General features: G+C 38.6%; 12 protein-coding genes. 6 read left to right on the top strand and 6 right to left on the bottom strand.

Annotated features, from left to right (window positions below; genetic code table 11):
* Positions 1–47 precede the first annotated feature (47 nt).
* The 5 genes from B4Z47_RS10140 to B4Z47_RS10120 form a co-directional block, all read right to left on the bottom strand.
* Positions 48–3422: a TonB-dependent receptor gene (locus tag B4Z47_RS10140; protein ID WP_159332749.1), complete on the bottom strand. Its 3375-nt coding sequence runs from the start codon at positions 3420–3422 to the stop codon at positions 48–50.
* 218 nt (positions 3423–3640) lie between these two features.
* Positions 3641–4786 (bottom strand): FecR family protein, encoded by a 1146-nt coding sequence (locus tag B4Z47_RS10135; RefSeq protein WP_115049634.1) that lies wholly within the window; start codon positions 4784–4786, stop codon positions 3641–3643.
* Positions 4787–4934: 148 nt separating this feature from the next.
* A complete protein-coding gene (locus tag B4Z47_RS10130; protein WP_112373712.1) occupies positions 4935–5537 on the bottom strand; it encodes an RNA polymerase sigma factor in 603 nt (200 codons plus the stop codon).
* A 440-nt stretch (positions 5538–5977) separates the two neighbouring features.
* Positions 5978–7381, bottom strand: a complete 1404-nt coding sequence (locus tag B4Z47_RS10125; protein WP_115049635.1) for a M56 family metallopeptidase — start codon at positions 7379–7381, stop codon at positions 5978–5980.
* On the bottom strand, positions 7378–7752 hold the full coding sequence (locus B4Z47_RS10120; RefSeq protein ID WP_112373710.1) for a BlaI/MecI/CopY family transcriptional regulator: 375 nt from the start codon (positions 7750–7752) through the stop codon (positions 7378–7380). Before B4Z47_RS10120 ends, B4Z47_RS10125 begins: the two co-directional genes overlap by 4 nt.
* A 365-nt stretch (positions 7753–8117) precedes the next feature.
* Between B4Z47_RS10120 and B4Z47_RS10115 the strand changes: the two genes are divergently transcribed.
* Complete coding sequence (locus tag B4Z47_RS10115; RefSeq protein WP_112373709.1) at positions 8118–8693, top strand: 2,3-bisphosphoglycerate-dependent phosphoglycerate mutase; 576 nt, start codon at positions 8118–8120, stop codon at positions 8691–8693.
* 121 nt (positions 8694–8814) lie between these two features.
* On the opposite strand, the gene B4Z47_RS10110 is transcribed toward B4Z47_RS10115, so the two are convergent.
* Complete coding sequence (locus B4Z47_RS10110) at positions 8815–9339, bottom strand: hypothetical protein (protein WP_046671657.1); 525 nt, start codon at positions 9337–9339, stop codon at positions 8815–8817.
* 304 nt (positions 9340–9643) lie between these two features.
* On the opposite strand from B4Z47_RS10110, the gene B4Z47_RS10105 reads away from it, so the two are divergent.
* The 5 genes from B4Z47_RS10105 to B4Z47_RS10085 all read left to right on the top strand — a co-directional run bounded on the left by B4Z47_RS10105 (position 9644) and on the right by B4Z47_RS10085 (position 13953).
* The gene (locus tag B4Z47_RS10105; protein ID WP_115049636.1) at positions 9644–9883 is read left to right on the top strand and encodes a hypothetical protein; all 240 of its coding nucleotides are present in this window, start codon (positions 9644–9646) and stop codon (positions 9881–9883) included.
* Entirely contained in the window at positions 9861–10157 is a 297-nt protein-coding gene (locus tag B4Z47_RS10100; RefSeq protein ID WP_115049637.1) for a hypothetical protein, read from the top strand. Before B4Z47_RS10105 ends, B4Z47_RS10100 begins: the two co-directional genes overlap by 23 nt.
* A gap of 359 nt (positions 10158–10516) precedes the next feature.
* Positions 10517–11119: a TetR/AcrR family transcriptional regulator gene (locus B4Z47_RS10095; protein ID WP_115049638.1), complete on the top strand. Its 603-nt coding sequence runs from the start codon at positions 10517–10519 to the stop codon at positions 11117–11119.
* Positions 11120–11199: 80 nt separating this feature from the next.
* On the top strand, positions 11200–12432 hold the full coding sequence (locus tag B4Z47_RS10090; RefSeq protein WP_115049639.1) for a carboxypeptidase-like regulatory domain-containing protein: 1233 nt from the start codon (positions 11200–11202) through the stop codon (positions 12430–12432).
* Positions 12433–13953, top strand: a complete 1521-nt coding sequence (locus B4Z47_RS10085; protein WP_349676661.1) for a TonB-dependent receptor domain-containing protein — start codon at positions 12433–12435, stop codon at positions 13951–13953.
* Positions 13954–13971: the final 18 nt, after the last annotated feature.

The raw sequence follows: 13971 nt of genomic DNA, 5'->3' as shown, positions 1-13971 counted from the left end.
ATAAATCATTTTAAAATTCTATTGATAGTTTTAATCTTGAAGTTGTTTTAATTGAAACGAAGTTGGACTCCGAGATTGAATACTTGCTGTGTCGGATATCCCAAACCATTGCCTCCACCTTGTTCAGGATCCCAAAGTTTGAACTTAGAGAAGGTCAATAGATTATAACCACTTAGAAAAATGCGTGCAAATTTGTGCGAATATCCAATCTCAGCACTTCTGAGTTTTAGGAATGCCCCATTTCTCAGCCAATAAGAAGAAGCTTCAGTATTGTTGAGATTGTCCAATTTGCTCAGTCGTGGATAGGCAGCAAATATGTTAGGATTTTCAGGACTCCAGCGGTCCTCGGCAATAAACTGCAATACATTGCGTACACCTTGATTTCCAAATGGATGGAAACCACTGATCATAAAAGAAGTTCTATCAACTCCCTGTAGGAGGAAAGAAAAATCAAATTTTTTGTAATTGATGGAAGTACTCAAACCATAGACAATTTCAGGTGTTGTTGGATAACCCATTCGAACTCTATCATCGCTATTGATGAGATTTAGACCATCAATATCATTGGTTAGATCTTTATATTTGATGTCTCCCGGAGCGACAAAACCCCCTAGCTGTTGTAATGGACTGTTATCTATTTCGGCCTGATCAATAAATAAGCGTTCAGCAAGATAGCCTAGGTTTGTGCCAATAGAATACCCAATTTGCGAGAGGTTGCGGTATTTGGTAAAGGCTGGCTCATTATTTTTCAGTACGGTGTTATGTGCATATGTAAAGGTTCCACGCATCGATATTCCCCAATCTTTTTCACTTTTGTTCCATTCTAGGGAGAAATCAAATCCCCTATTTCTTACCTCACCAACGTTGCCATACACTTTCGTTCCTGCAGTACCAAATACGTTAGGGATTGTTGCCGAACGATCAACGAAAATATTGGTTCTATCTTCCTGGTATAGGTCGAAAACAATATTGAACTTATTGTTAAGAATACCGAGGTCCACACCAATGTTTTTCTTCTCTGCAACTTCCCAAGAGATCATTGGGTTTGCAAATTGTAAGTAAGTAGGTCCTGTATAAGTCGTATTCTGATCGATACCTGTTGTAAACGATGCTCCATCCAATTTGAGGTCCGAAAGATAAGGAAAACGTCCTCCGCCAATCTGATCATTACCAACCTTACCCCAGCTCCCTCTAATTTTTAAATTACTGACAGCAGGAAATAAATCTGTGAAGAACTTTTCGTTACTGAGTACATAGCCCAAACCAACGGAAGGGAAGAAGCCAAAGCGACTTCCAGTGGCAAAGTTTTCGGAACCATTGTAGCCAAAGTTGACTTCGGCAAGATATTTATTGGCGAAACCATATGTTGCACGTCCCGTAATGCCCTGGCGTCTACGCGGTAGCGAACTGATTAGATCAGCCGGATTATTGACATTGAAATCGGTGGTATTGTAAAGAAATAAACCTGATACGGTGTGATTACCAAATGTTCTATTGTATTCGATGGAGGGCTGGAAATAGATTTCGCGATCACCGCTAGTGCCCGTTTCGGTTCCCAGGGAAAGATTTTGTGGCTGCCCCACCATGACTAGATCGTAGGTATATCCACCTGCAGGATCGGGTGCATAGCTGTTAATCATGTATTGATTGTAGCCACTGGTTCTTTTTGTTGTTGTGTTGCTCCAGTTTTTAAAGGAAACCAAGGCTTTAAATTCTAGCCCTTTTGTAATGAAATCAAGTTTTTGAGCTCCATCAATTGTAGTCAATAAGGTACTTTGGAAACCATTTTGATAGCCATTGACCATGCGGGCAAAGGGATTGATAAAACCATTGTTGACTGTACCACCAGCTTTTCCTCCGTATTGAACGTCTCTTCTGTCAATACCGGTAAATGGAAACATAATAGGGAAGTCCACTGGATTGGCATTCATGATGTCGCCAAATACGCTTGGAGCATCTACACCGGCACCGTAGTAATCACGAAGTTGTGCATTGAGCTTTAAAGCTATTTTGGTGGTTGAAGTAAGGTTAACATTGATATTGTTCTGAAAGCTATACCGTTTGACAGAGACATTGTTGTCAAAAGAGTTGAGGTCAAATTTACGCAATAAACCGTTGCTAATGTTGCCGGTTGCACTGAGGAAATAGCCTATTTTGCTGCCACCACCTTGTACATTTAGATTGAGCTCGTTGTTGATGGTACGGGACTTAAACATTTCATTATACCAGTCAACATTAGGATATACATAGGGATCCAAGCCTAATCTTGTGCCGTTTATTTTATCTTGGGAATATAAAATTTCACCAGTACCGCGACCTGTAACCGCTTCATTGAACATCTCCATATAACTTACACCATCAACAAATTTTGGTATGGAAGTAGGTCTTGAGATCTGTGATTGTGCACGTGCTGAAATACGCGGTTTATTGAGGTCTTTACCTGTTTTTGTGGTGATAATTAGGACGCCGTTTGCTCCCCTAGTACCAAATACGGCAGTGGCAGTAGCATCTTTAAGGACTGAGAAGCTTTCGATAACTTCTGGTGCCAATGCGTCCAGGTCGCCTTTGGAGATTGCTACACCATCCAATAAGATCAGGGGATTGGTGGCTCCGCTAAATGTCGATACACCACGAATGAAAAAGCTAGCCCCATCTGCACCGGGTTCGCCCGAACGTTGTACTGCGATTACACCCGAAAGTCTTCCTCCCAATGCATTGGACAGATTGGCCGTTGGGATACGTAAGGTTTCTGGTTTTACTGATTCCAATGCTCCCACGACACTGGTTTTTTTCTGTGTTCCGTAACCGACAACAACAACTTCACTTAAGCTCTGATCGGGACTTAGCTGCACATCAATACGACGTTTGTCGGCAATGGCAATTTCCTGATTGGCATAACCGACATAGGAGAATATTAGTGTTGAATTTGTGGGAACCACAAGAATGTATCTTCCGTTGCCATCTGTTGTTGTCCCGATTGACGGGCTATCTTTAACTTTGACACTAACACCATAAAGATTGTTTCCGTCATTTTTCACCGTGCCCACGATCTCAACCTTACCGTTTTTTTGAACGACGGGGGCGAGGGGCGTTTTTTTTTCTCGGTCCGAAATCACAATAATGCCATTGTCAATTGTAAAGACCAAAGGCTGATGTTCCAATAACTTTTCAAGGGCCTGTTTCAGTGGCTTATTCTGGATATCTATATTTTGAATAGGCCTTACTTTGTCGAGTTGGCTGGTCTTAATGATAAAATCGACGTTTGTCTGTTTTCTGATCTCTTGAAATGCTTCGGACAATGTAATCTGCTTGTGTTTAAGGGTAACATTTTGAGCAGAGGACACATGTGTGAAAAAGATAAATGCTGTTAAGAGGATCACAACTTTTGTAGATGTGTTGCATAATGATCCGATGTATCGCATAGCTTTAATAAAAAAGACAATACAATACTTACTACATAAATAATAATGCATATATTTATAAATTGGTTAACTGGTTTGATGTTGAAATGAATTCTTGTTTTCCAAGTAAAAAATTAGTCGAGAGTGCTGGCAGGCATTTTCGGCTATTTTTTTTGGAAGAAATGTTTAGGCTGGACTGGCTTCTTTCATAATCTGTGGTTATTAATGTGTGTTATAGTTTATTGCGATATGTACAGTTTATTGTTTCGTATACTATACTTGATGGAACCGGAAAGCTGAAGTGCTCTTAGTACATCGTTTAATCGTTTTTTTCTAGAAATTTGAGCGAAGTAGGTTTCCTGTGAAATGGGACCTTCAAAAATTACTTCAATGTTATACCAGCGCGAAATTTTACGCATGATTTCCTTTAAGTTGTTATTTGAAAAATTGAAATCACCATTTTTCCAATCTAATACTTGATCCAGGTTTACTGATCTTACTGCGATATTTTGATCTGTCAAAGTAGATTGTTGGCCTGGTTTTAGTAAGGTTGTATTGTTTTTGCAACTCACTCTTACGGATCCTTCTGCAAGGGATGTCTGTGTGGAAGATTCGTCATCGTAGGCATTGATATTGAATTTAGTCCCTAAAACTTCGACCTTTTGAAGTGAAGTTTCGACAATAAATGGTTTTTGTTTATTTTTTGAGACTTCAAAGTAGGCTTCACCCGTCAGTTCTACCCGGCGTTCAGAGGCTGAAAATGCGCTTGGATATTTGAGGCTGGAATTTGAGTTTAACCAAACTTTTGTGCCATCAGAAAGGGTTATCTGAAATTGTCCGCCCTTTGGTACATTCAAAAGATTCGTGGCGACGCGTACATCGGTATTTCCCTCAACCGTATAATTAATTCCGCCATTTTCTGTTTTTTCAATTGTTGTGCCGAGCTCTTCAGTTAATTTTCCATTAGCAATATCCTCCAGTACGATCGTTTTACCGGAAGAAAGCACAAGTGTTGCTTTATCGCGACCAGGTTCGATGATAGTAGCTGTATGATCATTGTATGTGCTGCGGTTAAGAAATAAATAAGAGATAGAGATAACCAGTATTATAGCAGCTGCCGCACCTGTAATCTTATACCATGTAGGGCTTTTGATTTTTTGTGGTTCGACGTCAAGATCAATTTTACTAAAAACACGGTCTAAAATCATCTTGTCTATAAGTTCTTCTTTATCTTGAGATTCAAGTTGGTTCTCGATCATCTGTTCAAGCGCCTGCTTGTTATTCGTATCCTGAAAATATTGAAATAGCTCCGCCGTCTCTTCTCTTGAAGCGCGGTTATTGAGATATCTTTCAAATAATAATTTTATATGTTTTGAATCTTTCACTGATTGGCTATTTATAGATAATACGGAAAATAGGAGCCTGTCCTCTGCTCTAATTTTAAAAAAAAAGTAAAAAAATTAAAAGGCTTTAAAATGGGCTGTTTGAATACTGATGGAGGTGATCTGTTTGTCTATAAAAACAGGGAGTGTTTTATTTTTGATTTAACACGGCACTGATAAGAGCAATTAACAGGGACGGTGTAATTTCCTTGCTCAAACAGAAACTCTGAATCTGTTTTGTGGCCTTCACGATATGATCACTGATCGTAGAAGTGGAGATACCTAAGGAGCTACTGACCTCCTCATAGCTTTTCCCTTCAATTTTGCATAAGGTATAAATGAGTTTGCGTTTTGGAGATAAGTTTTCAATAGCTTGATTGACAATTTTTTTAGATTCTTTGTATGCATATTCCTCTTCAATGTGGGAATAGTCTGATGTTGAAATGGAAATAATCAATTCTTTTAGATTTCGATTTTTGATCTCCTTGTGAAAGAAATCATACACGAGGTGTTTAGCAATAGTGAATAGATAAGACTGAAAGGACTTTTCAGTGTCTATGCCACCGCGCCTCTCCCATAATTTCTGAAATACATCCTGAAGAATTTCTTCTGCACAGGTAGGTACTTTGACTAAGTTCAGTATATGACGGTAAAGTCTAGGGCTATAGCGGTAGTAGAGCACCTCAAATGCCTTATGATTGCTTGACTTAAGAGCGTGCAGTAACGCCAACTCATCATTTTTACATGCCTCCATAATTTAAACTTGTATTTATAACCAAATTCCTCCTGATCGGAATTTAATAATTGGATATCGTACCGTATAGCAGTAGTCTTATCTTAATGATAGCAGATGAATACTACAAGTATACTGTTGGTACTCTTCTACAATGTTACCGATTTGTTATTTGGTTTTTATACAATTTTTTTACGCAAACGATTGCTTTAAAAATAAATCATGGTGGAATTTGTCGTTTTTTTTACTAGGATCCAATCCATATTACATTTTGGAAAATGGTGATTTTTGTTTTTAACTTAATTTTAGATGGATATCACTATCCAGAAGAAGAGTTGCTGGATTAGATTCTGAATAATCTAAACAACATGTTGGTTTATAGGTGTGTAGTCGAGAGAAGTGGATATATCGCAATAAGAGGAATTGTATTCCTCTTATTGCATTTCGAAGAATTCCGCTCGCTATTTTTTATTCACTGTATTTACTTCCACTTCGGGTTTCACTTTTAGGGAAATCCGTATAGGCTTTTCCTCCTTAACTTGAATGTCTTTTTGATCTTGATTTGAACTGACATTGGCATTGGCAGAAAGATTGATCCGCTTTGGTTGACGCGGTTGAATATCTTCGACCCATACTTCCTCAATTTTAGGGGCTACTTGCATTTCTTCGACTATCGGTGAAACTCTTTTTGATGGAGTAGACTCTTTTCGAGGCTCCGCAAATCTGATTCGCTCAACATGTACCTCATCGATTATTTTTGGGGAATTTTGAGGTGGAGCAGGTTTTTTTCGAGGTGCCGGGAAACGTACATTATCCTCTTGTTGAGAAGAAGACCTCTGCTGGGATATTATTGGCGGAGCCATCTCCTTTGTTGGTGATTTAGGAATTCTTCCACTAGTTTTAGGAGCCTCCGATTGCCGTGATGCAGGCGGCGTTATTGCGGTGTTGGCTGTCGCGGCTTTTTTTGGCGTAGTCGGCGTTGTTTTCTGTGCCTCCACATGTGTTGAAAACAACGTGGATATCGCTACTGTCAGTAATAAAGTAAGCCCAGGCATTAACAAGAGTTTACTTCGGGTTGTTCTTTTTTGTAACATAATTAATCGTTTTTTTGTTGTTAAGAAATTAAAATTACTGGCCGGTAATGTGTTTATATCAGGGGTGGACATGCTCCACTCGATAATTAAATGTTGGTATCTTAACTTTTCATGAATCTTCACTACTGCATCATCTGCAAGGTATTCATGTGTTTGTCGGATCGATTTTTGAATGAGATAAATAAAGGGATTGAACCAAAAAAATATACCCAAGAGCTGTATAAAAAGAACATCCATTGAATGGCGTTGATTGGCATGGGCCCGTTCGTGCGTTAGAATTGACTGATCAATATCGCCCTGTTGATAGGCCTCTTTGGGAACATAAATTTTTTGAAAAAAAGAAAAAGGTGTTTTTAAATTGCGTATGCAGTAAATAGATTGTTCATGAGTCGGGGTGGCACTTCGGATATAATACAGGAATTTGCGGTACAACCAAATCTGTTTCAAGAGTAATGCAATGGCGACAATTACATAAACTAGCAGAGCGAGGTTGTACCAATCGACATAATCATTATTGAAGAGTGCTGAATCCGTTGCGGGCTGTGTAATAATCGGTCCGACCGGGATTGCATCGCTGTCTCTGTCATTCAATAAGCTGAAAACATCATATGGGACAGCGATTTGGATCATTGGAATGATGACAGATAAAGGGATAATCCCAAGTAAATAACAGCGGTTGAATAGCAACGACTTCTGGTTGCGTAGTACTGACCAATAAATGAGATACAGTAAACCCGAACAGGCTATCAGTTTTCCAATATATAGCATCATGTCTCTTTATTTTTAATTTCGGAATCAATTATATTTTTCAGTTCCTCCAATTGCTCTTTGCTCAGCTGAGATTGTTTAGTGAAAAAAGAAGCAAATTTTAATGCTGAATTGTCGAAGTAGGTTTCTACAATATCATTTACATGTGCTAAGTAATAGTTGTCTTTATCGATTAGTGGATAATACTCCCTCGAATTTCCATAAAGCACATAAGATATCGCCCCCTTTTCAGTCATTCTCTTCAATAATGTAGCAACAGTTGTTGGCGCCGGTTTAGGTTCAGAATACGCTTCCATAAGATCTTTCATAAAAGCTTTTTTCATGTCCCAAATGTAGCCCATCAATTGTTCTTCCGTAGCTGATAATTTATTCATACTACAAATATAGAATATATTCTACATTGTGTAGAATTAAAAAGTGTTAAATAATTTATATTAATTTATTTTGTTGATTTTTAGCTGTTTAAATTATTTGTTTTAAGGGTGAGGATGATTTTGCCGTACAATTAGTTGTCAATTCGCATATACAAACGGTAAGTATATACAAATATGAGGGCGAATATGTGCTTGTATTTTTTCAGCTAAGGAATCTGTGGTAGCCTATAGCTGTAGTTCGATACTTAGTTTAGAGGGTTAGAAAAGCATTCAAAGTATAAATAAAACAAAATGGAATGTATCGTTATTATATATGGCGTTGGCCCTGTGGTGGGCGACAGTTTTAAAAAAACTTAGGATAAATAATGGCAAAACTTTTTTTAGTACGGCATGGACAATCGCAATGGAATTTGGAAAATCGCTTTACGGGTTGGCAAGATATTGATATTACCGAATTGGGACAACAGGAAGCTCGGCAGGCGGGAAAGGCTTTGGCAAATGAACGAATTGATATAGCTTATACTTCAGCGCTTATGAGAGCACAGCATACATTAAAGATTATTTTACATGAAATGGGCAATCCTTCCGTCCCCATTGTTATAAATGCTGCTTTGAATGAACGTGGTTACGGACAACTTGAGGGCTTGAATAAGGCTGAAACGGCCAAAAAATATGGTGCCGAACAAGTGCATATCTGGCGTAGGTCTTTTGATGTTCCGCCACCAGGAGGGGAAAGTCTTAAAGATACATACGAACGTGTTATTCCATATTATGAACATTTTATAGCACCTAAACTGAAAGAAGGCAAAAATGTACTTGTTGTTGCGCATGGCAATAGCCTTAGGGCACTGATTATGTTTTTGGAACATCTTTCTCCGGAACAAATATTGGAACGGGAGATCGCTACCGGACAACCGATCGAATATCAGGTTGAGGGATAATGTTATACTGATTTCTAGGCTAATCTAATCATTCATGAAATGGTGAAATTACAGTTGTGAAACAAAAAATCCTGCCATACGAACGATGAGCAGGATTTTTGTTATTTGTATCCGCGTTATACTATTTCAAAACGAATTTAAATCCTAAAGAAAAACGCGATGGTTCGAAATTAGAACCATGAGAAAGATTCCACCAAGGTTTCCAGTCGAAATGCATGGCTAATGGTGCCGAAGGTATTTTGAACTCTAGACCCAAGGCTGGACGGATCGCAAAGTCAGTATGTGTTTTCCCATCTTTCCAGTGGTAGTCATCATACCAGTCGTCGTGCCATTTACCATAATCAATAAATGAAACTTGTGGACCAACACCAATGTACCATGAAAGACCTCGAGATCCAGGAATACGTTTATTGTATGAATAATCCACACCGATAACAGTAATATTGTCTCCAAATAATACTTGTGCATTTCCGGCGTCATTTCCGCCAAAATTGTGTTTTATCTGTGGACCGAATAGCGTTTGACCATCGCCGACGTCTATTCCAAGACCAATGGCTGTCCGATAGGGAGTTTGTGCGTTTGCTTGCTGATGAGCAGCAAATAGTAGCGTAAAAAGTGTTAGAAAAGGTAGAATTACTTTTTTCATGATAATTTAAAAAAATATTAGTTGTGCGTTTTCGATTAGAAAACTTTCGCTGTTCAAACAAATAGTTTGCCAAAGATTTTTTTAATATTTTGATAAACAATAAATGATCTGTAACTGCTTCTTTTTTAATGTCTTTTTTTGTGCATAATCTAAAAATAAAGCCAACCGTTTTTGCTAGCGTGTTGTTCTAATCACAGAAAGTCTGTTTTTTTCAAGGTATAATTAGTGCGCTGGACTATTTTTTATCGATGAACTATTATTAGATGTTATAAGACAGCATGTAAGATGCTACAAAATACGGAAAATGGAGAAACTACAAATCAATACCGAAAAGATTGAAGAATGGATTGCAGCGGGATATGATGTTCTTCAGGATGGAAAATTAATTAAAGTTGAAGGTGATCTACAGGAATTTCTACAACAGTTTGCTGATGATACAGCAGATGGAGGACCAAAAATATATTTGTTGAAGAAGCTGCTTACCTGGCCAGAGGAAGATTTAAAAAAAATAGAAATGGGTTATGGAACAGATGAAAATACCTGAAGATAAAATTGTACCACTGGATTTTGATTCAGAAGAATTACCTTTTGAAATTCGTGAGCTACGTCCTGTTGTTTTTAAAGAAGAAACATCGTATTGGTGTTTACTGGGGCCCGATCCGCATCAAGGCATTTTCGGAAACGGTGAAACGGCTTTAGATGCATTAGCCGACTGGCTAGAAAATCTGCAGGTACGTTTAAAAACCGGAGACGAAAATGATGAAGTAGCGAATTACGCTCTGGAAAGCCTTAAGACATCAAATCGTGATGTGTGGTAGTATTTTGTATTTATAGCAGAAGTCTTCCAATATACATTTGAAAGAGTCGGTTAGTTGGATATAGTAGGATAATTTCTCAGTCTAATTGGACTCTTACAGCGTACATTAGCTAAATTAACAGTTGGGTTAATTTAATTACCATCTTATGCTCTCGAAACCTAAAAACGAGAGATATGTTGATGAAAAGAAAACTGAACCTTTAAAAATTGACAGTAAAGAGAGTTTTATAGCGAATTATCTGAATAAGATCGCATACTTCTTTTATTTAAAAATCAATTTATCTATGTTTGGAGTAACATGTTAAGTCTGTATGTGGCTGACTTTTAACAGTGTTGGTTTTGCATCATAATATATTTTAGATGAACAAAAAGGAACAGGTCAAAGAAAGAATTGGACAGGCGGCCATGGAATGTTTCGAGCGTTATGGATTGGAAAAAACAACCTTGGAAGACATTGCTAAAACTGTGGGATTGAACAAAACGTCTCTTTATTATTATTACAAGAACAAAGAGGATATTTTTATTGAAGTAGCCATACGAGAGGGACAATCTTTTATCGATACATTACAAAAAAGTACATTGAAAAAGAAGGGCGTGGAGAATCAGATTTCTTTTTATTTAGAATCGAGATTGAACTATTATACCAATGTGCTCAATATGAACAGGGTGTCTGTCGAATCACTTGATAAGATTTTACCTCGTTTTTTTGAACTTTATGATGCCATGATGGTGCAAAAGAAAGCTTTTCTTACGAAGCTTCTTACGCAAGCCATTGCACATGAAAAATTGGATCTAACAGATCCTGAAAATATAGCTTCTGTACTTATAAATTTTGCTAATGCATTAAAACATAGTACAGAACAACAGGCAATACTGAAGCGGCAGGTCGAAATTGACTATGCACAAAGTCTTCGGGATACCAAATTTCTAGTCGGCCTAATTTTTAGGGGACTTAGAATCTAATTCTCGATTGTCCATTTAGGAGAATCATGGTGGGTAAGGTGAAGCATTGAAGCGATAATAATACGCTAACCAATATAAACATGAAAAAAATTGCCTTATTAATCCAGATTCTCTGTATCTGTGTGCCATTTAGCTTGTCTGCACAACAGATCATCAATGGGCAGGTCAGTAATAGCTCGACATCCGAGCCGGCCTATGCCGTTTCGATCCACGTAAAAGACGGAAAGGAAGGTACTTTTACAGATGATCGAGGGCGTTTTCAGCTGAAAACAAACAAACCACTACCCATTACGCTCTATATTTCCGCTATTGGATATGAATCGAAAGAAGTTTTGGTGAATAACCTGTCATCGCCTTTGCGTATTTCGTTGAATTTGTCCCCCATTTTGGGGCAGGAGGTTGTTGTTTCTGCAAGTAGAACCGTACAGAGTAAACTATCCGCTCCAGTAACAATTGAGCAAATGAGCAGCAAAGACATTCGTAATGTTGCACAATTAAATTACATGGATATGCTTCAAGGTTTGAGGGGAGTCGATGTTACCGTATCCAGTATTGGTTTTACCAGTGTTACAACGCGGGGATTTAATACCAGTGGGAATACCAACTTTACGCAGATCGTAGACGGGATGGATAATCAGGCGCCCGGTCTGAATTTTCCGCTCGGGTCAGTCATCGGGCTAACCCAGCTTGATGTCTATAATATAGAGGTGCTGTCTGGAGCATCTTCGGCCCTGTATGGTTCAAGAGGATTGAATGGTACGATGGTGGCCACAGGCAAAAATCCGTTTAAATATCAAGGATTAAGTGTACTGGTAACTCAAGGTGTAAACCATATTAATCCTAAAAAAAACAATGATCCGGTGCCTACGTCACCTTACTATGATTGGGCTATCCGCTACGCAAAACAAATGGGGAATAAAATTGCTTTCAAGCTCAATGGCCAGTATACACAGGCAAAAGATTGGGTAGCCAACGATGAAACCAACAAAAATGGTCCGGGGACAGCGCTGACAGATCCAAACTATAATGGAGTTAACCTGTATGGTGGAGCGACTTCGACCGATATCAATCCCTTTTTGGAAGGTGCACTGCAGGGAAATCCGGAATTGGCCCCCTTAATCGAACCCTTACTGAAAAATCCGAATTATGTTGCCCGGACTGGATATCCTGAATATGGCTATCTCGATAATAGAGCCAAGCTCTTTAAAATCAATGGTGAATTCCGTTACAAGGTTTCCACAAATATTGAAGCCGTAGCTTCAGCCACTTTTGGTACAGGTAATATTGTGTATACCAACGATACGCGTTATTAGCTGAAAGGATTTAAAGTTGGGCAATATCGGCTGGAACTTCGTGGGGATAAATGGTTTTTCAGAACGTACACAACCCAGGAAAATTCAGGGAGAACACTGGTTGCAGGGCCGACAGCACAATATATCAATGAATCTTGGAAAACAAGTTACGATGGAGGAACAGGTGGCTGGTATCCTGAATATACTGCTGGTCTCTTAAATGCACTTGCTTCGGGTACTTCACTCACAGACGCTCATTTAGCAGCGCGCACGCTAGCCGACCAAGGACGTGCAGAACTCGGAACACCACTGTTCAATAGACTGAAAGACAGTATCAGCAATACACCAATATCGCAGGGCGGAACGCTGTTCTTGGACCGCAGTAAATTATACAATGCCGAAGCACAATATAATTTTTCAGATCTCGTGAAATTTATGCAGGTGATTGCAGGTGTCAATTGGCGTTTGTACAATCTAAATTCAAAAAATACATTATTCCCAGATAAGGATAAGCCAATTCATGTAAAAGAGTACAGTGCATACCTGCAACTCGCCAAAAAAGTATTGGACGATCGCTTGAATATTGCTACCTCATTCCGTTACGATAAAAATACGTTGTTTGCTCAACCAAAATTAACTTCACGGGCATCACTGGTGTTTGATCTGTTTCATCAGAATTATTTACGCCTTTCTTATCAGAATGCGTATAGTTTCCCCTCCAATATACAAGCTTTACAAAATACCTTAAATGGTTATAATAGCTATTCCTCCGGTGGTTCATCGCTGCTGTTGATCGATAATTATCAGTTTGACCGCTATCCTCCTTATACCTTGGAAAGCGTGCAGAAGTTTCAGCAATCGAACGATCCAACCGTACTTCAGAAATTTAAATTTGATGATATTAAACCGCAGTCGGTTAATGCTTTCGAACTGGGTTATGCAGCTATGTTGGGTAAGCGGGTGATGATCGATGTGTTAGGCTATTTTTCAACTTGGAAGAATTTTATTGGCTATGCCAATGTTGCTAATACTCCTGGAAGCAATGATTACAATGCGTTTACAGATCATGCAACCTATGTGCAGTATAATATCGCCTTTAATGGCGGAGAGACCGTAAATACCTATGGATACGCCGCGAGTCTTAGTTTGGATCTAGGTCGGAATTTTGTAACCAAGGCCAATTATTATTCTGACTACCTAAAAAATAAAAACAATAGTCAAATTAACAACTTCAATACACCACACTATCACTTTAATTTTGAATTCGCGAATAGTGGCTTTGGAAAAAAACAAGTTTGGTCGTTTAGTACTTCCTTACGTTATAAACCGGGCTACTATTATGTCGTGTCTGGGGGGCTTGCCGCAGGCCAAGTGCCAAGCTCAGCGGTGATCGATGCACAAGTGAGCTATAAGTTTGTTAAGGCTCGTTCCGGAATTCGCATTGGCGGAACCAATATCACAAACAAATACTATTCTACAGGTATTGCTAATCCACGTATAGGTGCAGTATATTATGTCACTTATGCTTATAATATTTTCTAATCAAAATTAAATAAATCA

Source organism: Sphingobacterium sp. UBA2610 (genome assembly GCF_002339225.1).
Classification (GTDB): domain Bacteria; phylum Bacteroidota; class Bacteroidia; order Sphingobacteriales; family Sphingobacteriaceae; genus Sphingobacterium; species Sphingobacterium multivorum.
Note: the sequence above shows the minus strand (reverse complement) of the source record. Positions and strands in the feature narration are given on the sequence as shown.

Excerpts from the sequence above, each read along its gene's own strand:
- B4Z47_RS10095 (WP_115049638.1), top strand. The coding sequence starts at position 10,517 with ATGAACAAAAAGGAACAGGTCAAAGAAAGAATTGGACAGGCGGCCATG.
- B4Z47_RS10125 (WP_115049635.1), bottom strand. The coding sequence starts at position 7,381 with ATGATGCTATATATTGGAAAACTGATAGCCTGTTCGGGTTTACTGTAT.
- B4Z47_RS10100 (WP_115049637.1), top strand. The coding sequence starts at position 9,861 with ATGGAACAGATGAAAATACCTGAAGATAAAATTGTACCACTGGATTTT.
- B4Z47_RS10115 (WP_112373709.1), top strand. The coding sequence starts at position 8,118 with ATGGCAAAACTTTTTTTAGTACGGCATGGACAATCGCAATGGAATTTG.
- B4Z47_RS10110 (WP_046671657.1), bottom strand. The coding sequence starts at position 9,339 with ATGAAAAAAGTAATTCTACCTTTTCTAACACTTTTTACGCTACTATTT.
- B4Z47_RS10140 (WP_159332749.1), bottom strand. The coding sequence starts at position 3,422 with ATGCGATACATCGGATCATTATGCAACACATCTACAAAAGTTGTGATC.
- B4Z47_RS10120 (WP_112373710.1), bottom strand. The coding sequence starts at position 7,752 with ATGAATAAATTATCAGCTACGGAAGAACAATTGATGGGCTACATTTGG.
- B4Z47_RS10130 (WP_112373712.1), bottom strand. The coding sequence starts at position 5,537 with ATGGAGGCATGTAAAAATGATGAGTTGGCGTTACTGCACGCTCTTAAG.
- B4Z47_RS10090 (WP_115049639.1), top strand. The coding sequence starts at position 11,200 with ATGAAAAAAATTGCCTTATTAATCCAGATTCTCTGTATCTGTGTGCCA.
- B4Z47_RS10105 (WP_115049636.1), top strand. The coding sequence starts at position 9,644 with ATGGAGAAACTACAAATCAATACCGAAAAGATTGAAGAATGGATTGCA.